Here is a 20952-nt window from a genome sequence, read left to right as displayed (position 1 = left end):
TATCAACATACTATCTTTGAATTTAATACGTTATTTTTACAAATTATACTCTAAAGTTAATTTTTTTTTTGAATGCTCAAAAAATTCTCACTCTTTTTTTTAGTTTTTAATAGTATTTGTTACTCACAAACTGGAGGTGAAGAAGCTTTTTTAATATTAAATACAACCACCTCTGCAAGGCAAACTGCTTTGGGTGGAAAAGTACTCACTTTTTTAGACGATGTTAACCAACCTGTTTGGAACCCTGCCTCGATAAATTTAAATATAGACAGGCATTTATCTGCCAATTACACTAGCCATATTGGCGATATTTCTATGGGTTCTGTTTCTTATGCGCATCGTTTTAGCAGACAAATGGAAACCATGCATGCTAATTTTAAGTATGTAAACTACGGTAGTCTTATTGCTGCGGATGAAGAAGGTAATGAAACGGGTACTTTTAATGCTAGTGACATTGTCCTTTCATTAGGGTATGCTTCTCTAATACCCAATTCTAATTTTTATGTAGGTGCAAATGTTAAATATATTAATTCTTCCATCGCAAATTATTCTTCTTCTGGTATTGCTGCAGATTTTGGTATAATTTATTACAACGATTACAAACCGTATATACTTACGTTAGTTTTACGAAATGTGGGCACACAAATTGATTCTTTTGACGGTACTCACGAACGTTTACCGCTTGATATTGCTTTAGGAGGCTCGTATCAATTAGAAAATGTTCCTTTACGATGGTATGCAACGTTAGATAATTTACAAAAATGGAATATTGCCGTAGCGAATCCTTCTAACCAAACAACCGATTTAGAAGGTAATGTTACCAAAGAAAGTATTTCTTTTATAGACAATGCTTTTAGGCATGTGTCGATTGGCGCAGAGCTATTCCCGAAAAGTGTTATTAATCTTAGGCTTGGGTATAATTTTAGGAGAGGAAAAGAACTCCAGCTACAAAATGTACGTTCTTTTGGCGGACTCTCTTTTGGTTTTGGACTACAAATGAATAAATTCAAATTAAACTACGCCTATTCTAAATACCATCTTGCTGCTAACGCAAGTACGTTTAGTTTAGAAATAGACTTGAATCGAGAATTGAAAGGACATAACCCTAGAAGATATTAACGCTTTCTTTCTTATTAACCTTCCATACTTTATCTTTGCCTATATTTATTTACAATGACAAAGAAGATTACCATTGCTATTGACGGATTTTCATCTACCGGAAAAAGTACTATTGCCAAACAATTAGCTCAAAAATTAGGCTATATATATGTAGATACAGGCGCCATGTACCGTGCAGTAACTTTATATGCAATGCAACGTCGTTATATTACAGATACTACTTTTGAAGTTGAAAAATTAATTGCTGATTTACCTACTATTCAACTTTCTTTTCATTTTAATAAAGAGTTGGGGTTTGCTGAAATGTTTTTAAATGGTAAAAACGTTGAAAAGGAAATTCGAACTATGGAAGTATCTAAATTTGTGAGTCCTGTTGCTACTATTTCTCAAGTTCGAAAAAAACTCGTGAAAGCGCAACAAGAAATGGGAAAAAACAAAGGTATTGTAATGGATGGTCGTGATATTGGTACCGTGGTTTTTCCTGATGCTGAATTAAAATTATTCATGACCGCATCTGCTGACAAACGTGCAACTCGCAGATACAAAGAGTTAATAGACAGAGGTGATGCTGTTAATTTTAAAGAAATACTTAACAACGTGCAAGAACGTGATAGAATTGACTCTACTCGTGAAGACTCTCCTTTAACAAAAGCAAAAGATGCGATAGAACTTGATAATTCTGATATGGGATTAAAAGAACAATTCGAACGCATTATGAGCTTGGTAAATGATAAACTCAACAAAAACTAATCTGCCCTTAACAATTAAATGAGGAAAAGTTTAATTGATATGAGTTAACCTCTCTTTAGGTTTTGGTATAATTTTGTGGTGTAACTAAAAAACTATAGACCATGAAATCATTAAAAATTAAACTATTAATCTTACTATTTACCGTTGCTGTAATTAGTTGTAAGAATAATAAAGATGAGAAAAAATCAGTAGATACTGAAATCAGAGACGTAGATAATGTAAAAATAGATTCTGATGATGATATTTTTATTGAAGGAAAATCGATAACCGAATTATTAAATGACTACTCGTTAAAGAAAACCCTAGAAGCTGATAATTTTACTTTTAATATTGCTGCGAATAACAAGGATAATAATCGTATTTTAATTTATACGAAAGGGTTAGAAAACGAATTTAGAAAAGTAATTAGCTTTGAAGGTAAGGTGTTAGAAACTTTTACTTTAGATCAAAACAACGATGGTTATAAAGAATTTTACATAACTACTACGCCACTTAAAGGAAGATCTTACGCTAGCGTTGGTGATGTAGAAATTATTGGATTTGCTTCACATGAAAACAAGGAAATTGTTGAAATTGCGGTGGAAGATATTAAGTCTATTAAAAATGAAAGAACTGATAAAGTAGATGTAGTTGATGGTAAGTTACAACGATCTTTTATTGTGAATAACGATCCTCAGAAATACAATTACAACTTAAACATTGATGGTGACGATTATGAACTTACTTACAGAAAAGTTAAATAATTAAACTAACTAATTATATAAAATTAAAACCACTTATCAGAAAATTGATAAGTGGTTTATTTTTTTTTTATATCAAAATTTAATTTATTTCTATTAAAAAAACTTCTGTGAGAATTTAATATTTAAGCCTATTAATCAAACAATTTCCAAATACACGATTCTCAAGAAGCCGTAGAACAATCGGTAAATAACTAATAATAAAAAACTTACTTTCAATAAGTAAAAAAGCTAGATTTTTAAAAATCTAGCTTTCAACCATGTACAAAATTCATATTATTATATTTCTTCGTGTTTAGAATGTTCAGAATAAGTTCTCCACTTCTCTAAACAAGCTTCTATATCTGAAGGAATTTCAGAATCAAACTGCATAAATTCTTTTGTTGTTGGATGTGTAAATCCTAATGTTTTTGCATGTAATGCTTGTCTTGGTAATACTTTAAAGCAATTATCTACAAACTGTTTATACTTTGTAAACGTAGTTCCTTTTAAAATAAGATTTCCACCATAACGCTCATCGTTAAAAAGCGTATGACCAATATGTTTAAAATGCGCTCTAATTTGATGCGTACGTCCTGTTTCTAATTTACATTGCACTAAAGTTACATACGTTAAACGCTCGAGTACTTTAAAATGTGTGATTGCTGGCTTCCCTAATTCACCATCAGGAAAAACAGCCATTTGTAAACGATTTTTTAAGCTACGTCCTATATGTCCTTCAATTGTACCTTCATCCTCTTCTATATTTCCCCAAACCAATGCGTAATAAAGTCGTTCTGTTTTGCGATCAAAAAATTGTTTTGATAAATGTGCCATAGCATATTCTGTTTTGGCAACCACTAACAATCCGCTAGTATCTTTATCAATTCTATGTACCAACCCTGGGCGCTCATTACTATTAGTTGGTAAATTTTCTATATGATGAATTAACCCATTTACCAAGGTTCCTGAATAATTTCCATGACCCGGATGCACCACCATACCCGCAGGTTTATTCACCACAATTACATCGTCATCTTCATAAACAATATCAATCGGAATGTCTTCTGCTATTAGTAAATTTTCGTGTGGCGGATGCGCTAAAACAATACGAACAACATCGTGAGGTTTTACTTTGTAATTTGATTTTACCACAACATCGTTTACTAAAACATTTCCTGCTTTAGCCGTTTGCTGAATTTTACTTCGGGTAGCATTTTCTATAAAGTTCATTAAAAACTTATCTACTCGTAAAGGTTCTTGTCCCGGAGTAGCAACAATTCTATGATGCTCATATAATTCGTCGTTTTCTTCTATATCGTTATTCTCTTCTTGCATACTTAAAATGACTCCATTTATATGTAAACAACGTTTACATCAAATTAATAAGCTTAATTAATTTCCTTTACCGTCTCCTAAAATTAAATCTATTGTAGAGTTTTTAGGAAGTTTATCTCCTAACCCAATTTGTTTACCATTGTATTTTAATCCTCTAACTACGTCTTTTCCAATATCGGGTACCCAAGTAAAGTTAGAACCTACTTTAAACCCAATAGATTGCAAGTGTGTAGTTGCTTGTCGTTTTGTTTTTCCGTTTAAATCTGGAATCTCAATATCGCGATATTTAGAAGGGTTTAACGTTAAATATATTTTACGTTTTTCTTTTACAAAGTCTCCTGCTTCTGGGTTTTGCTCAATCACCGATTTTGCTGGATATTCTGGATTATAGCTCGCACTATCAATTACAATAAAATCTAAATCGAGTTCCTCTAATTTTCTTTCCACATCTACCAATACCATTTTTTGTAAATCTGGAACTTGAATTTTTTGTTTATGAATCGTCGTATATCCTAACCACCATTGTAATAAAAAAATGAAAATTAACAACCCAACTATAGCAATTGCTATTTGAATTAAAAAAGTTTTACTCTTTAAAAATTGTAATAAACCCATATTTGTTTTTTAAAAGATCACGCAAATTTACAGTAAAAATATTACTATTTTTAAAACTGCCGCTCTTAAACGAGTTTTTTTGGTAAGTTTGTATTGTTCTCTTAAAGAGATTATATAAATATTCTAAACCAAACATAAAAAGTGAAGAAAAATATTGCCATTATCATGGGCGGGTACTCCTCTGAAGTTGGAATTTCGCTCAAAAGTGGAAGCGTGGTTTATAATCACCTTAATAAAGATATATACAATCCGTATTGTGTACATATTTTAAAAAATAAATGGGTTTTAGTAGATGAAAACAATACTGAATTCCCTATAAACAAACATGATTTTTCTGCAAACGTAAATGGTAACTTAGTTACCTTTGATTGTGTTTTTAACGCGATTCATGGTGCGCCAGGTGAAAACGGAGTTATTTTAGCTTATTTCGATCTAATAGGATTAAAACACACCTCTGCCCCATTCTACCAAATGGCTTTAACATTTAACAAACGAGATACGTTGAGTGTTGTTAAAGAATACAATATTCCAACAGCAATTTCAATTTACTTGAATAAAGGTGATGAAATTAATCTTGATACCATCATCAAAAAAGTTGGTTTACCTTGTTTCATTAAACCTAATAATGCGGGTTCTAGTTTCGGAATTTCGAAAGCACATACAAAAGAAGATATCCTGCCTGCTATAGAAAAAGCATACAAAGAAGATTCAGAAATATTAATCGAAAGCTTTTTAGACGGTACCGAAGTTTCAGTAGGTGTAATTCAATACAAAGGAGAAACTAAAGTATTACCCATTACTGAAATTGTTTCTGAAAATGATTTCTTCGATTACGAAGCTAAATATTTAGGAAAATCTCAAGAAATTACCCCTGCTCGATTAACGGAAAAACAAGAGCAAAAAGTAAGAGAAATCGCAAAACGTGTATATGAAATTTTAAATATGCGTGGTTTTTCTCGCTCGGAATATATTTTAGTAAACGACGAACCTCATTTTTTAGAAATGAATACAGTTCCTGGATTAACAGAGGCAAGTATTTTACCACAACAGGCTAATGCTGACGGAATTTCTTTAACCGATTTATTTTCTAACGCCATAGAAATGGCTTTAAACAACTAACATGAAAAGAGCAATCTTTCCAGGATCATTCGATCCAATAACTTTAGGCCATTTTGATATTATAGAACGTGGCGTTACACTTTTTGATGAACTTATTATAGCTATTGGTATTAATGCAGATAAACAGTACATGTTTCCTTTAGAAAAACGCAAACAATTTATAGAAGAAGCATTTAAAAATGAGCCTAAGATTAGAGTATTAACTTATGAAGGATTAACCGTTAATTTTTGTAAAGAAGTAGATGCTCAATTTATTTTAAGAGGCTTGCGTAATCCTGCCGATTTTGAGTTTGAAAAAGCCATTGCCCATACCAATCGTAAACTTTCTGAAATTGAAACCGTGTTCTTATTAACTTCTTCTGGGAAAAGCTATATTTCTTCATCTATTGTGCGAGATGTTATTCGTAATAATGGAGATTATACTGGTTTAGTACCCGATTCTGTAAGAGTAGAAAAAGAATAGCAGACTAAAATAAAGATGTTCATTATAGCGGTGTCTAACTTTTTTAAATCAAAATTCTCGACACCGCTCGAACTGACATTTTTTAATAACTACCATGAAAAAACTAACCATCCTCCTACTCCTTCTAATTGTTTCTTGCCAAACTTCGGAAAAAAAATCAGTAGCTGATTTCACCACATTATTTGAAAAATCTAACGGAACGGAAACGCCAATATATGCAGATGTAATTTCTTATTATAAAGATTTAGCTGATGTGTATACTGAAATTTCTATTCATGAGATTGGAGAAACTGATAGTGGAAAACCATTACATTTAGTCGTTTTTAATTCGAATGGAAAAATCGACTTACAAAACATAAAATCATCATCAAAAAATAGAATTCTCATCAACAATGGTATTCACCCAGGAGAATCAGATGGCATTGATGCTTCTATGTTATTATTACGTGATATTGTACAAAATGATTCACTTAAAAAAGCGTATAAAAACTCGATTATTTGCGTAATTCCTGTTTATAATATTGGGGGAGCTTTGAATAGAAATTCACATACGCGCACTAATCAAAATGGACCAAAAGAATATGGTTTTCGAGGAAACGCTCGTAACTTCGATTTAAACAGAGATTTTATAAAACAAGACACTAAAAATGCAAAAACTTTTGCACATATTTTTCATACGGTAAATCCTGATGTGTTCATTGATAATCACGTGAGCAACGGTGCCGATTATCAATATGCCATTACACATTTGTTTACACAACATAACAAATTAGGTGGGAAATTAGGTGAATTTTTAGAGCAAGAAATGCGTCCACAAATAGAAGAATCATTAAAACAAAAAGGAATTCCGATTACGCCGTATGTAAACGTTTGGGGAACTACTCCTGATAGAGGTTGGTCTCAATTTATGGATTCCCCTCGTTATTCTACAGGGTATACGACTTTATTCAATACATTAGGTTTAATGGTGGAAACCCATATGTTAAAACCCTATAAAATTAGAGTTGAACAGACTTACGAACTTATGCTTTCTACTTTTGATTTTACTGAAAATAATTCAGCAATAATTAAAAATTTACGAGCGAATGCAGCAGCCGATATTTTAAACAAAAACACCTATTCAGTTCAGTTTAAAGTTGATGATAAAAATCCGTCTCCCTTTAATTTTAAAGGATACGAAGGTTACTTTATAAACAGCAAAGTATCCAACGGAAAACGGTTATTTTACGACCGAACAAAACCGTACGAAAAACCCGTAAATTATTATAATAATTTTGTTACCACCAAAGAAGTTACGATACCAAAAGCATATATCTTACCCAAAGGTTGGCATGCTATTATTGATAGGTTAAAAAACAATAATATAGAGTTTACACACTTTAAAAAAGATACAACTTTAACAGTTGAAGTTAGCCATATTGCCGATTATAAAACTAAAGAAATGGCGTATGAAGGACATTATTTGCACTACAATACAAGTGTAAAAAAATCTACCGAAAATGTACTATTTAAAAAAGGTGATATATATATTCCTACTAATCAAAACGGAGTTCGTTATTTATTGGAAACTTTAGAAACAGAAGCCGTTGATAGTTTTTTCAACTGGAACTTTTTTGATACTATTTTACAACAAAAGGAAAGTTATTCTGCCTATGTTTTTGAAGATAAGGCAGAAGAATTTTTGACTCAAAACCCAACTATTAAACAAGAATTTGATACCAAAATAAAAACAGACACAACTTTTGCTAATAATCCTAGAACTCAATTGTATTGGGTATATCTACAAACACCAAATTATGAAAAGGCGCATATGTTAGTACCTGTTTATAAAGCATTTAAATAAACTATGAAAATGAAACCTATGAAATATCAAAAACACCTTATCTTTTACTTATTTCTATTTTTTATATCGTCAAAAGCATATTTTCAAAGCAGAAATAATTACGATAATACAAGTGCCTCTAAAGCATTAGCAGATATTCAAAAGACTTTAAAAACAGATGAAACTATTCTTAATAATAAAGAATTATTTGAGTACATCTATACAAATCATACTTCATTCCCAACCATTTCCTCTGAATCAAGTGTAGATGAAAAACTACAAGTTATATTACCTATTTATAGCCAATTAACTTATATTTCTTATCATTTCCTTAAGAACCCTTCGGATTCAGTATCTGAAGAACAAGCTATGTTGTATGCTACTATAGGTTACCAATCTCTTAAATTGCTAACTACAATCAACAATTTTATGAAATCATTAGATAAAAATGATCCATCATACTCAACTAGAATGAATGGATATTACCAAGGATTAAATGGTATTCAGCAAATGATGGAAGGATATATAATTACAACTTTTATAGAAAATCAAAACACTAAAGTAGATGATATTCTTGTATCCAGTATTTACGAATTTGGTCCAAAAATAATGAAAGAGTTCCCTGTAGAAAGAAGCGAAAATTTGATTAACCAATTTGAAGATAAGGCTACTCAAAAAGATTATATGCGTTTGTCAAAAGAGTATAATAAACTTATAGAGGTTTTAAAAGTAGATAAACACTTGTAATAAAATAGAAACCGATCAATAATAAGCTTTCTACTAAAAATTATGGCTCTTTTTAAAAGAAGTATACTCAATTCAAAAACTTTAGCTTTATTACAATTTATTTTAGTTTACAGTTTTATTTTTAATCCGTGAACGTCTTTTCCATATACTTTTATCATCATTATCATTTCAGTTTTTATAATTACTTATTGGAATGATACCTCTTTAAAAAGAATTGGATTACATCCAAAAACTAGTTTTTTAAAAACAATTGGTACTGGGCTTTTACTTTTTCTTCTTTTAGAACCTATTTTAGATTTTATTATACAGCCACTTGTTAATAAACTTACAGGTGAAGTTGCCGATTATTCTGCCTTTAAAAGTGTTGCTCATAACTTCTCTAAATTCTTAAAATATTTTGTTTTTATTTTAATCAGTGCCGGATTTGGAGAAGAAATATTGTTTCGAGGTTTCTTATTCAGACAATTTTCTATAATACTACCCAACTTTAAATTTAAAACAGCAGTTATTATAGTACTCTCTGCAGTACTTTTTAGTATTCCTCATTTATATCAAGGTATCAGCGGACTTATAATGACCTTTATATTCGGATTAATTTTTGCCATCGTTTACGTAAAAACCAACTATAATCTTTGGGTAACGGTAACCATTGTTCTTCATTCCTTAATAGACAGCATGTTTATTACCCTGTCGTATTTTGATAAACTAAATTATTATGAGCTTGCGAATAGTTTATTTTTTGGATATTAAAAAATTTAATTATTTTTTTAATAAAAGTTACTTAGTTATCGAGCATCACCAGTCATTAAAACAACTTAACATCTTAAAATATAGTAATATATAAAATCAAAAAAGTATCGTAAAAACACATTGTAAATAAAAATTATTGAAATTTGGATTTTTATATACCGTACAGTATATTTGTAATATGATTAGATCAGAAAAAACACGTAATTTTATTATTGAAAAAACAGCTAAGATTTTCAATAAAAAGGGTTATACAGGTACTTATCTTTCAGATTTAACAAATGCTACAGGTTTAACCAAAGGAAGTATTTATGGAAATTTTAAAGACAAAAATGAAGTTGCCGTTGAAGCTTATAAATTCAATTATAAATTTCAAACTGAGCAAATCATTTCAAAAATTAGTCAAGAAAAAAAGGCTATTGATAAATTAATAGTATTTCTAAATCATTTCCAAAAATCATATAAACAAATTTTTGAAAACGGAGGTTGTGTAATTTTAAACACTGCAGTAGATTCTGACGATGGCAATGAATTATTGAAAATTGAAGTCATAAAATCTATAAATAAATGGCAACAAACTATAGTTTTAATTTTAGATGAAGGAATTAACAATAAAGAATTAAAAAAAATTAATATCAATGAATTTTCATATCGAATGATTGCAATGATTGAAGGAAGCATTTTACTAGCTAAAACACTTAAACAACCTGAAATTTTAACAAAAAATATAGATTATTTAAAAACAGAGACTTATCAACTAAAAAAAGAATAAAAAAATTTACAAAAACATATACCGTAAGGTATATAAGAATGAAATTATGGACAGATTAGAAGAATTAAAATCCTTTATCGGTAAAGAGTTTACAACATCTCCTTCATCATTTATGCGTTGGTTAAACCCAATTATTATATCTGTTGAACAAGGACATTTAGAATTTGAATACACCGTTAGAGAAGAATGGCTGAATCCTGTAAACAATCTGCACGGTGGTGTTACTGCGGCAATTATAGATGATATATTAGGAGCTACATTGTTTTCACTAAACGAAACAAATTTTTACACTACAATTAATAATGTGATTGATTACTTCGCAATAGCTAAAGAGGGCGAGAAGATTATTGCAGAAACAAAAATCATAAAAAAAGGAAAACAATTTATCAATGCCCAATGCGAAATTTGGAACTCTGACAAAAGCAGATTGATTGCCAAGGGAACTTCTAATTTATTCAAAACTAAAATTAAACATTAATAAAATGAAAAGAGTAGTTATAACAGGATTAGGAGCAATAACTCCAATTGGCAACAATGTAAAAGATTATTGGAATAACCTCTTAAATGGAGTTTCGGGAGCAAATTTAATTACAAGATTTGACACTTCAAATTTTAAAACAAAATTTGCATGTGAAGTAAAAAATTATGACCCTTTGAATTATTTTGACTCAAAAGAAGCAAGAAAATTGGACAGGTTTAGTCAATACGGAATTATCTCTGTAAATGAAGCTATAATCGATGCAAATCTTGATTTTACAAAATTAAATACTAACAGAATTGGTGTAATTTTTTCAAGTGGAATTGGTGGTTTTGAAACTTATGAAAATGAAGTTATTAATTTTGCTCAAAATAATTTTCAACCAAGATTTAACCCCTTTTTTATTACAAAAATAATTTCAAACGGATTAGCTGGTCAAATCTCAATTAATTATGGATTAAAAGGAGTTAATTATTGTCCGGTTACAGCTTGTGCTTCTTCTACACAAAGTATAATACAAGCGTTTAATTATATTCGTTTGGGAAAAGCTGATATAATAATTAGTGGTGGTTCAGAAGCCCCAATTACACAAGCATCAATTGGTGGCTTTAATTCTATGAAGGCAATGTCAACGAATAATGAAAACTTCAAAACTGCTTCAAGACCTTTTGACAAAACAAGAGATGGTTTTGTAGTTGGTGAAGGAGCTGGTGCTTTAATTGTAGAAAGCTTGGAATCAGCAATCAAAAGAAATGCAAAAATTTATGCTGAAATAGTTGGAGGTGGTGAAAATTCAGACGCTTATCATATTACAGGTACACACCCCGAAGGAATAGGAGCATTTTTAGCAATGGAAAATGGAATTTTAGAAGCCAAAATTAAACCAAAAGACATAGATTATATCAACGCACACGCAACTTCAACAGGACTTGGAGATTTATCGGAAATTAAAGCAATTGAAAAACTATTCAACTCCAATCTCAGTAAAGTCCAAATTAGTGCTTCAAAATCAATGACTGGACATTTATTAGGTGGTACAGGTGCAATTGAAGCTATTTCAACTTGTTTATCTGTTCAAACCAATTTAATTCCACCTACTATAAACACAAATAAAGTTGATGAAAATATTCCTAAAGAACTTAATTTATCTATATCAGAAAAGACATTAAAAGAAATCAATTATGCATTAAGCAATAGTTTTGGTTTTGGAGGACATTGCTCTGCTCTAATTTTAAAAAAACACACTGATTAACAACAAATAAAAGATAGTTTTCATTAACTAGTTTAATAACTAAAACACTCAATAAACAATACACAAAAAGATAGCAATAGATTCTAATAAAAACACCCGCAATTGCGGGCGTTTTTACTAAAACTTATATTCTCCTAAAGGCTTCGGAAAAGCTTCCGGATTTTCTGCTAAATGATAACGAGGATCATCTACATCTTCTATAATTATATCATGAAACTTTTCACTCGCTTTATACATTAATATTTTACAGTCTTCACTTAAGTGTTTTAATTTGATTGTTTTTCCTGCTGCTTGGTATTTTTCAACCAAAACAAACAAAGCTTCTAAAGCTGAATGATCAGAAATACGACTTTCAACAAAGTCAATCTCTACGTTTTCAGGATCGTTTTTTACATCAAACTTTTCATTAAATGCAGCAATACTTCCGAAGAATAAAGGGCCCCAAATTTCATATACTTTAGTTCCGTCAGCTTTCATACGTTTACGTGCACGGATACGTTTTGCACTTTCCCAAGCAAAAGCCAATGCTGAAATAATAACTCCAACAAAAACCGCAATTGCTAAATCAAAGAATACAGTTACCGCCGAAACTATAACCAATACAAAAGCATCAGATTTTGGTATTTTTTTCATGATTCTAAAACTAGACCAAGCAAAAGTATCAATCACCATCATAAACATTACACCTACTAAAGCTGCAATTGGTACTTGTTCTATATATTTATCTGCAAATAGAATAAAAACTAAAAGGGTAACTGCCATCATCACTCCAGATAAACGTCCTCTACCTCCTGCATTGATATTTACCACTGTTTGACCAATCATACCACAACCTCCTGTTCCTCCAAACAAACCGCTTATAATATTACCAGCTCCTTGTGCTACACATTCTCTATTTCCGTTACCTCTAGTTTCTGTTAATTCATCTACTAAGTTCATAGTCATTAAAGATTCAATTAATCCAACAGAAGCCGCTAAAAAAGCAAACGGAAGAATGAAAAATAAGGTATCTGCATTAAATGGTAAGTTTTGCCATAATTCTAAATTAGGTGTAGGGAATTTACCAGATAAACCAGCTCCTCCTCCTTCTCTAATGTAAGAACCTACTGTACTGGTTTCTATACCTCCAAAAATTACAATTAAACTTGTAACCAATATTGCTGTTAATGCTGCTGGTATTTTTTTAGTAAGCTTAGGTAAGCCCCAAATAATTGCCATAGTTAAGAATACAAGCCCTAACATCGTTAATAGCTCTGTACCTTCCATCGGAATATTGGTATATTTTTTAAGCCCTTCCGCTGTTGTTTCTAATTTTTTATGCGTGAACATTTTAACCTGCGCTATAAAAATTACAATAGCAAGACCGTTTACAAACCCCATCATTACTGAGTGAGGTATTAATCTTACAAAGCGTCCCAATTTAAAAACACCCGCTAAAACTTGAATCAATCCCATTAAAACAACCGCTGCTAACAAATAATAATAGCCCATATTATCTATCGGTGCATCAAACAACATTCCTTTAGCATGGCCTTCTGCAATCATATGCACAAAAATAACAGCAACTGCACCAGCAGCTCCTGAAATTAATCCTGGTCTACCTCCAAAAATTGCTGTAATTAAACCAATTATAAAAGCTCCAGACAACGCCACTAAGGGATCTATTTGTGCTACAAAAGCGAACGCTACTACCTCTGGTATCATTGCTAATGAGACCGTCATACCAGCCAGCACATCATTTTTTATATTTCCTCCTAATATCTTCTTCAAATCTGTCATAATTAGTCTTTTAAAAAGTGGGCAAATATAGGGATTATTTCATGTTTTTAGGTTTATGGAACTTTAATTTTGTAAGGCGCTTTTTTTATCCTATTTTTGAACTTTGAAACTATCAAGCTAATTTGATAGCGACAAATGAGCAGAAAAACACTACTTACTTCTAAAGAAATTGAAATAATTCTGCATCGATTAGCATGTCAGTTAATCGAAAACCACAACGACTTTTCTAATACCGTTTTAATTGGTTTACAACCCCGAGGCACCTATTTAGCTCAACGTTTAACTAAATTATTACAGGAAGAGTACAATATTAAAGATTTAAAATTAGGATTGTTAGACATTACTTTTTACCGTGATGATTTTCGCAGAAAAGGAGAACCTCTTGAAGCAACTCCTACTAAAATTGATTTCTTAATTGAAAACAAAAATGTGGTGATTATTGATGATGTTTTATATTCTGGAAGAAGTGTTCGTTCTGCATTAACAGCATTACAAGCTTTTGGCAGACCTACAAACGTAGAACTTTTGGTATTAATAGATAGACGTTTTAGTAGACATTTACCTATTCAGCCTAATTATCGTGGACGACAAGTGGATGCTATTAACGAAGAAAAAGTAGTTGTTAACTGGAAAGAGACTCATAAAAAAGACGCAATTTACTTAGAACAAAAACAATCTAAAGATTGATCACAATGAAGCAGTTAAGTGTAGACCATTTATTAGGCATTAAATACCTCAACAAAAATGATTTAGATCTTATTTTTGAAACTGCTACCCATTTTAAGGAAGTGATAAACAGACCGATTAAAAAAGTTCCTTCACTTCGAGATATTACCATTGCCAACTTATTCTTTGAAAACAGTACACGTACCAAACTCTCTTTCGAATTGGCTGAAAAACGTTTATCGGCAGATGTAATTAACTTTTCTGCAAGTCAATCTTCAGTAAAAAAAGGAGAAACACTTATTGATACTGTTAATAACATTTTATCAATGAAAGTTGATATTGTGGTAATGCGTCATTCGAACGTAGGTGCTGGTGTCTTTCTGTCAAAACATGTAGATGCTAGAATAATAAACGCTGGAGACGGAACTCATGAGCATCCTACCCAAGCATTATTGGATAGCTTTTCTATGCGAGAAGCTTTAAATTCTGATTTGAAAGGGAAGAAAATTGTGATTGTAGGAGATGTCTTACACTCTCGTGTAGCTTTATCAAATATTTTCGCTTTACAATTACAAGGTGCCCAAGTAAAAGTTTGCGGACCAACAACCTTAATTCCTAGGTATATTTCAAGTTTAGGAGTCGAAGTGGAAACCAACTTAAAAAAAGCCTTAGAATGGTGTGATGTTGCTAATGTTTTACGTGTTCAGCATGAACGAATGGACATTAAGTACTTTCCTTCTACTCGTGAATACACACAACTTTTCGGAATAAACAAACAGGTTTTAGATAACCTTGGCAAGGATATTGTAATTATGCACCCAGGGCCAATTAACCGTGGTGTAGAATTAACAAGTGATGTTGCCGACAGTGATCAATCTATCATTTTAAATCAAGTAGAAAACGGTGTTGCCGTTCGTATGGCAGTTATATATTTGTTAGCCCAACAGATAAAAAGATAAATATGAAAATTGAACAAAACTCTGAATATATATTCATTTCTTCAGATGAAAATTCGTTTGAAGATTTTGCTGCTAATTTCAAAGAAAAACACTCAGAAATAAAAGAAAAACATGTAATTGTTTCAATTTCTGCAAATCTTAACATTGTGGAGAAAGATATTTTTGTATTTTTGGATTACGCAGAGTTACATCAACAAAATGGCACAACTTTTGTTTTAGTGTGTCCACGAGTAGATGTAGACAATTTTCCGGAGACTTTTAACATAGTTCCTACGTTACAAGAAGCAGAAGACATATTAGAAATGGAAAATATTCAGCGAGATTTAGGTTTTTAAAACCTTGGTTGCAACTAAATAAAACAATATAAATGATTAAAAAATTACTTTTTATTTCTTTTTTATTACTTTCTTCTATTAGTTTTTCACAAGAAAAATCGATAGAAAAGTTGGTTGCATCTCCAAATCCATTTTCAAACTCAACTACTATTTCATTCAACTCAACAAACAACCAAACTGTTTTAATTAGCGTTAAAAATGTATTAGGAAAAACTGTTTTTTCTAAAGAAATTGAAGCTGTTGAAGGAAGAAACACTTTTCCTTTTAGACGTAATGACTTAAGTTCTGGCATGTATATTTACGCTATTCAAAGTAACAAAGAATTTATTTCTAAGCGTTTCGTTATTCGATGAGTTTACAACTTACTATTTTAGGTTGCCATTCTGCGACTCCAAGAGTGAATGCATATCCTACCTCTCAATATCTAGAAATTAATAATCGTCATTTTTTAATTGATTGTGGTGAAGGTACGCAACGCCAAATGCGAAAATATAAGGTGGGCTTTTCTAAAATAGACCATATTTTTATTTCTCATTTACACGGTGATCACTTTTTTGGTTTAATCGGGTTAATTTCTACTTATGGAATTTTAAACAGAGAGAAGGACTTACACATTTACGGTCCTGAAGGCATTAAGGAACTTACCTTAATTCAGTTAAAATTAACTAAATCGTACACAAAATACAATTTAGTTTTTCATGAGTTAACATCTAAAGAAAGTGAATTAATTTTTGAAGATGATAAAGTTACTGTACATACTATTCCGTTAGATCATAGAATATATACCAACGGTTTTTTATTTGCTGAAAAACCAAAACCAAGAAATTTACATATAGATAATATTAAACAATATAGCGAAATAGAAACTTGCGATTATCACAATATAAAAGCAGGAAAAGATTTTGTTTTATCTACAGGTGAAATCGTTCCGAATTCAGAGTTAACTATAGATCCACCAAAAACCAAAAGTTTTGCCTTTTGTAGCGACACGTTATTTAAACCAGATATTGTTCCTATTATTAAAAATGTAACCGTTCTATATCACGAAGCTACCTTTTTAAAAGATCGTGAAGATTTATGTGAACGAACAAAACATGCTACAGCAGAACAAGCTGCTATAATTGCAAGAGATGCCAATGTTGAAAAATTAATTATTGGACACTACTCTAGCAGATATCCAGATCTTTCAGCATTTAAAAAAGAAGCAGAAACCGTTTTTGAAAACGTAGAACTTGCCGAAGCAGGTCAAACATATGATGCTTCACTCACTCTAGAATCGACATACTAACTAATATTGATTTGTTGATAATAAAACTAACGTACATGCAACTTCTGTTTCTATTTGCTGTTGTCTTAGCAATTTCATCAGTTCCATATTTTCGGTTCCTGGATTAAAAATAACTCTTCGTGGTTGTAAACTTATAATATAGTCGTAATACTCTTTTTGTCGCTGCGGATTCAAATATAACGTAACTGTATCTATATTTTTAAAAGCAGGAGTACCCGTAACAATTTCTACATCCATTACAGTTCCTATTCGTAAACCCACAGCAACAACTTCTTTATTATTTTTTCTTAAACTGTGTATGGCTCTATTAGCATAACGATCAGGGTTTTGTGATGCACCCAGCACTAATGTAACGTTTTTCATTTGTTAAGGTTCCGTTAAAATGTATTAAACTAAGTAACAAAGATACATATTGATGCGTCTCTTATACATTAAAACTACTCAAATCAACCGAAATGAAAAAATTATTATTGCTACTTGTGCTTGTAATATCTACAACCTCAATAGCACAAATGAGAAAAACTGACTTGCCTAAAGGAAATATTTCTGGAAAAGTTATAGACAAAACAACAAATGAACCACTGCCTTACGTTAATATCATCGTTCGTGATATGGCTAAAAAGGTAATTACAGGTGGAATTACCGATGATAATGGTCTTTTTAAAATCAAAGATATTCCAGAAGGAAAAAGTATTGTTGAAATTCAATTTATTGGATACAAAACAGTTTCTAAAGAAATTAACATTACAAGTGGAAATCGAAATTTAGAATTAGACACTATTGCTTTAGAAGAAGACTTAACTACACTAGATGAAGTTGAAGTTCGTGCTGAAACTTCTACTGTGGTTCAAAAAGTAGATAGAAAAGTTATTAATGTTGGTAAAGACTTAACCTCTGCGGGTACTACAGCATCTGAATTATTAAACAATGTGCAATCGGTAAGTGTAGATAGCCAAACAGGTGCAATTAGTTTACGTGGTAACGAAAATGTTCGTGTACTTGTAGACGGCAAACCAACTAATATTAGTGCAGCACAATTGTTAAAACAAATTCCGTCCTCTTCTATTAAAAGTATTGAATTAATTACCAATCCATCAGCAAAATACAACCCAGAAGGAATGAGTGGTATCATCAATATTATATTAAATAAAAACGCAAATATGGGCTTTAATGGTTCAATAGATACCGGAGTTACTGCAGGACATTATGTACGTTACAATGCTTCTACTAATATGAACTACAAAACTGGTGATGTAAACTTCTTTGTAAACTACGGTTACAATGGTGGAGATAATTATAACTACGGTTTTGTAGATAGACCTGCTGCTGATATCTTACAAGATTTTAAATTTATTAACGAAAACCGATCACATCTGGTAAAGGTAGGTGCAGATATTTATGTAAACGATAAAAACACGTTGTCTTTATATACCACTCAAAACTGGTACAACGGAGGTGGTAGTGGATCTACCATAATTACTGAAAACAATGCTATTACGAGTAATGCTTATAACATACAATTACAAGACAATCATACGGCTGCTTACAACTTAAATTATAAAATTGATTTTGAAAAGAAAGGACATAATTTAGAGTTTGAAGCAAATTACTCTGAAACTAATGGTGTTGAAGATTCTTCTAACACAGATAGTGTAAGTCCAACAGATGGTAGTTTAAATTATCTTACAGATATTACAAATGATCAAAATAGTACTCAGGTTAATTTAGATTATACCAATCCTGTATCAGAAAATGGTAAGCTGGAAATTGGTTTAGAATTCCGTCAGAATAAAACTGACAACGACAATGTAACAGATCAATCGGGAAATCCCAATTCAAATTTCTCTTATGACAGAAATATTTATTCGGGTTATGTAAATTACAATCACAAACTTGGCAAGTTAAACATGCAATTAGGAGCCCGTTTAGAACAATATGATATAGAAGGATTCTTTAACCAAGAAGGAGAGGGTTCTGCTAAAGTAACTGATGAAATTTTTAGTGTATATCCATCGGCTTTTTTTACCTATGATGCTACTGAAAAAGATCAATTCCAAGTGAGTTATAGCAGAAGAGTTGATAGACCTGGGATTGGGCAAGTAAACCCTATTAGAGAATGGAGTACCCCGTTAATTACCTCTATTGGTAATCCAAATTTACGTCCTCAATTCACAAATTCGATCGAATTTAATTTTACACATCAAATTAAAGGAGGTTCATTTACACTAGGTTCTTTTTACCGAAACATTAATGATGTTATTTCTCGTGTAACGTATAAAGATCCTAATGACCCTAATGATGTTCGTCAAATTTTATCACATACTAATTTTGAAGATACTGATGCCTACGGGCTAGAATTTTCAGCTAATCTAAAGTTAGCTAAATGGTGGAGAGCAAACCTAAGTACAGAAGTATATACTCAAAAACAATTTGGAACAGTTGATTTAAATGATCCAAATGCTGAACCTTTAGAAGTAAATGCAGATACTTTTAATGCAAGAATTAGCAATAGTTTTACTGCAACAGAAGACTTACGCTTTCAATTATTTGCAATGTATCGTGGTCCACAGGACGGGATTCAATTTAACCGCAAAACCATGTGGATGGTTAATACTGGAGCAACTTATAATGTGTTAGATGGTAAAGGAACTCTTTCTTTTAGAGTGAATGATATTTTTAAGGGAATGAAATTTGCTTTCGACTCTAACAATCCATACGTACAAAATGGTCAATTTAACTGGGAAAGTCAAACAGTTTACTTCGGTTTTAACTATCGTTTTGGTAGTGGTAAAAATAAAGCAAAACAAAGACGTCGTAGAGATAGTAATGAAAAACAAGGAGGCGGTGGCTTCATTTAATTGGGGATTATAAATAAAAAATCCGAAGGTATTTCCTTCGGATTTTTTTATATTAATCTTAAAATAAAATCTTTTTTACCAACGAATTACTACAGAACCCCAAGTAAACCCACTACCAAAAGCAGCTAAGACAACTAAATCTCCTTCGTTTATCTTTCCTAACTCCCAAGCTTCTGTTAATGCAATAATTACTGAAGCAGCAGTAGTATTACCATACTTCATTATATTGTTATACACTTTATCATCTGGTAACTGAAACTTCTTTTGGATAAATTGTGCAATACGTAAATTTGCTTGATGCGGAATTAACATATCAATATCTTCCTTTTTTAATCCGTTTGCTTCTAATCCTTCATTAATAGCTTCAGAAAAACGAACAACAGCATGTTTAAACACAAACTGACCATTCATATAAGGATAATACGATGTATCATCTGGGTCATTGGCTTCCATTATTTCTGGCACCCAACGTTGAGTAGAGGGGCCAATTAAAGCTAACTCTTTAGCATGAACTCCTTCGGAGTGTAAGTGTGTAGATAAAATTCCTTTTCCTGTTTCTTCACTTCTAGAAAGTACAGCAGCTCCTGCTCCATCACCAAAAATAACCGTTACACCACGTCCACGTGTAGAGCGCTCTAAACCACCAGAATGATTTTCAGAACCAATTACCAAAATATTTTTATACATCCCAGTTTTAATGAACTGATCTGCTACTGATAATGAATAAATAAATCCTGAACATTGGTTACGAATATCTAATGCTCCAATAGTTGGCATACCTAATAAGTCTTGAACCTGTACTCCACCTCCTGGAAAATACATATCTGGGCTCAATGTAGCGAAGATGATAAAATCTATATCATCTTTAGTTAAACCAGCACGTTCAATGGCAATTTTAGCAGCTTTTGCTCCCATAACTGCAGTTGTATCTCCTGTTTTTGGATCTATCCATCTTCTTTCTTTAATTCCAGTTCTTTCTTGAATCCATTCATCACTAGTATCCATCCACTGCTTTAAGTCATTATTAGTTACCACGTTTTCTGGAACATAGTATCCTAAACCTGTAATTTTTGAACTATACATAATTATATATGGTTGTTTTTAAGTTGTTTGCAAATTTTCAGCC

22 protein-coding genes are annotated in these 20952 nt (G+C 31.4%); 17 read left to right on the top strand and 5 right to left on the bottom strand.

Translation table 11 applies throughout. The annotated features are described in order from the left end of the window. Window positions 1-72 precede the first annotated feature (72 nt). The 3 genes from porQ (at window position 73) to C7447_RS13280 (ending at window position 2612) form a co-directional block, all read left to right on the top strand. Entirely contained in the window at window positions 73-1119 is a 1047-nt protein-coding gene (gene porQ / locus C7447_RS13290; protein ID WP_148871005.1) for a type IX secretion system protein PorQ, read from the top strand. Between the two features lie 54 nt (window positions 1120-1173). Continuing rightward, window positions 1174-1869: a (d)CMP kinase gene (gene cmk / locus C7447_RS13285; RefSeq protein WP_148871004.1), complete on the top strand. Its 696-nt coding sequence runs from the start codon at window positions 1174-1176 to the stop codon at window positions 1867-1869. Window positions 1870-1970: 101 nt separating this feature from the next. After that, a complete protein-coding gene (locus tag C7447_RS13280) occupies window positions 1971-2612 on the top strand; it encodes a hypothetical protein (protein WP_148871003.1) in 642 nt (213 codons plus the stop codon). A gap of 276 nt (window positions 2613-2888) precedes the next feature. Here the strand turns inward: C7447_RS13280 and C7447_RS13275 are convergent, their stop codons facing one another. Continuing rightward, window positions 2889-3926, bottom strand: a complete 1038-nt coding sequence (locus C7447_RS13275; RefSeq protein ID WP_148871002.1) for an RluA family pseudouridine synthase — start codon at window positions 3924-3926, stop codon at window positions 2889-2891. Window positions 3927-3983: 57 nt separating this feature from the next. Then, the gene (locus tag C7447_RS13270) at window positions 3984-4541 is read right to left on the bottom strand and encodes a PASTA domain-containing protein (RefSeq protein ID WP_148871001.1); all 558 of its coding nucleotides are present in this window, start codon (window positions 4539-4541) and stop codon (window positions 3984-3986) included. A 141-nt stretch (window positions 4542-4682) separates the two neighbouring features. Here C7447_RS13270 and C7447_RS13265 point away from each other — a divergent pair, with 141 nt between their 5' ends. The 8 genes from C7447_RS13265 (at window position 4683) to fabF (ending at window position 11941) form a co-directional block, all read left to right on the top strand. Beyond that, complete coding sequence (locus tag C7447_RS13265; RefSeq protein WP_148871000.1) at window positions 4683-5660, top strand: D-alanine--D-alanine ligase; 978 nt, start codon at window positions 4683-4685, stop codon at window positions 5658-5660. Window position 5661: 1 nt separating this feature from the next. After that, window positions 5662-6123 carry a pantetheine-phosphate adenylyltransferase gene (coaD, locus tag C7447_RS13260; RefSeq protein WP_148870999.1) on the top strand — a complete coding sequence of 154 codons (462 nt, stop codon included), beginning with the start codon at window positions 5662-5664 and terminating at the stop codon, window positions 6121-6123. A gap of 94 nt (window positions 6124-6217) precedes the next feature. Continuing rightward, window positions 6218-7966, top strand: a complete 1749-nt coding sequence (locus C7447_RS13255; RefSeq protein ID WP_148870998.1) for a M14 family metallopeptidase — start codon at window positions 6218-6220, stop codon at window positions 7964-7966. A gap of 18 nt (window positions 7967-7984) precedes the next feature. After that, window positions 7985-8692, top strand: a complete 708-nt coding sequence (locus tag C7447_RS13250) for a hypothetical protein (protein WP_148870997.1) — start codon at window positions 7985-7987, stop codon at window positions 8690-8692. A gap of 153 nt (window positions 8693-8845) precedes the next feature. Continuing rightward, a complete protein-coding gene (locus C7447_RS15115; protein WP_148871010.1) occupies window positions 8846-9442 on the top strand; it encodes a CPBP family intramembrane glutamic endopeptidase in 597 nt (198 codons plus the stop codon). Between the two features lie 178 nt (window positions 9443-9620). Then, window positions 9621-10211 (top strand): TetR/AcrR family transcriptional regulator, encoded by a 591-nt coding sequence (locus C7447_RS13240; protein WP_148870996.1) that lies wholly within the window; start codon window positions 9621-9623, stop codon window positions 10209-10211. Window positions 10212-10257: 46 nt separating this feature from the next. After that, on the top strand, window positions 10258-10689 hold the full coding sequence (locus C7447_RS13235) for a PaaI family thioesterase (protein ID WP_148870995.1): 432 nt from the start codon (window positions 10258-10260) through the stop codon (window positions 10687-10689). 4 nt (window positions 10690-10693) lie between these two features. Beyond that, window positions 10694-11941: a beta-ketoacyl-ACP synthase II gene (gene fabF, locus C7447_RS13230; RefSeq protein WP_148870994.1), complete on the top strand. Its 1248-nt coding sequence runs from the start codon at window positions 10694-10696 to the stop codon at window positions 11939-11941. Between the two features lie 117 nt (window positions 11942-12058). On the opposite strand, the gene C7447_RS13225 is transcribed toward fabF, so the two are convergent. Continuing rightward, entirely contained in the window at window positions 12059-13720 is a 1662-nt protein-coding gene (locus C7447_RS13225; RefSeq protein ID WP_148870993.1) for a SulP family inorganic anion transporter, read from the bottom strand. A 135-nt stretch (window positions 13721-13855) separates the two neighbouring features. On the opposite strand from C7447_RS13225, the gene pyrR reads away from it, so the two are divergent. The 5 genes from pyrR to C7447_RS13200 are packed head-to-tail and all read left to right on the top strand — an operon-like array spanning window position 13856 to window position 16968. Beyond that, entirely contained in the window at window positions 13856-14407 is a 552-nt protein-coding gene (gene pyrR, locus C7447_RS13220; RefSeq protein WP_148870992.1) for a bifunctional pyr operon transcriptional regulator/uracil phosphoribosyltransferase PyrR, read from the top strand. Window positions 14408-14412: 5 nt separating this feature from the next. Next, the gene (locus tag C7447_RS13215; protein ID WP_148870991.1) at window positions 14413-15345 is read left to right on the top strand and encodes an aspartate carbamoyltransferase catalytic subunit; all 933 of its coding nucleotides are present in this window, start codon (window positions 14413-14415) and stop codon (window positions 15343-15345) included. 2 nt (window positions 15346-15347) lie between these two features. After that, window positions 15348-15680, top strand: coding sequence for a hypothetical protein (locus C7447_RS13210; protein WP_148870990.1), 333 nt, complete (start codon window positions 15348-15350; stop codon window positions 15678-15680). Between the two features lie 32 nt (window positions 15681-15712). Further along, complete coding sequence (locus tag C7447_RS13205; protein WP_148870989.1) at window positions 15713-16033, top strand: T9SS type A sorting domain-containing protein; 321 nt, start codon at window positions 15713-15715, stop codon at window positions 16031-16033. Further along, the gene (locus C7447_RS13200) at window positions 16030-16968 is read left to right on the top strand and encodes a ribonuclease Z (RefSeq protein ID WP_148870988.1); all 939 of its coding nucleotides are present in this window, start codon (window positions 16030-16032) and stop codon (window positions 16966-16968) included. Before C7447_RS13205 ends, C7447_RS13200 begins: the two co-directional genes overlap by 4 nt. On the opposite strand, the gene C7447_RS13195 is transcribed toward C7447_RS13200, so the two are convergent. After that, on the bottom strand, window positions 16969-17331 hold the full coding sequence (locus tag C7447_RS13195; RefSeq protein ID WP_148870987.1) for a CoA-binding protein: 363 nt from the start codon (window positions 17329-17331) through the stop codon (window positions 16969-16971). A 92-nt stretch (window positions 17332-17423) separates the two neighbouring features. Between C7447_RS13195 and C7447_RS13190 the strand changes: the two genes are divergently transcribed. Beyond that, entirely contained in the window at window positions 17424-19826 is a 2403-nt protein-coding gene (locus tag C7447_RS13190) for a TonB-dependent receptor domain-containing protein (RefSeq protein ID WP_148870986.1), read from the top strand. A 75-nt stretch (window positions 19827-19901) separates the two neighbouring features. Here C7447_RS13190 and C7447_RS13185 read toward each other — a convergent pair whose 3' ends face one another. Then, window positions 19902-20909, bottom strand: coding sequence for a 3-oxoacyl-ACP synthase III family protein (locus C7447_RS13185; protein WP_148870985.1), 1008 nt, complete (start codon window positions 20907-20909; stop codon window positions 19902-19904). Between the last annotated feature and the right edge of the window lie 43 nt (window positions 20910-20952).

Origin of the sequence: Tenacibaculum adriaticum (genome assembly GCF_008124875.1) — a bacterium.
In the GTDB taxonomy this organism is placed as follows: Bacteria; Bacteroidota; Bacteroidia; order Flavobacteriales; family Flavobacteriaceae; genus Polaribacter; species Polaribacter adriaticus.
This window is presented reverse-complemented; position numbering and strand designations above follow the sequence as displayed.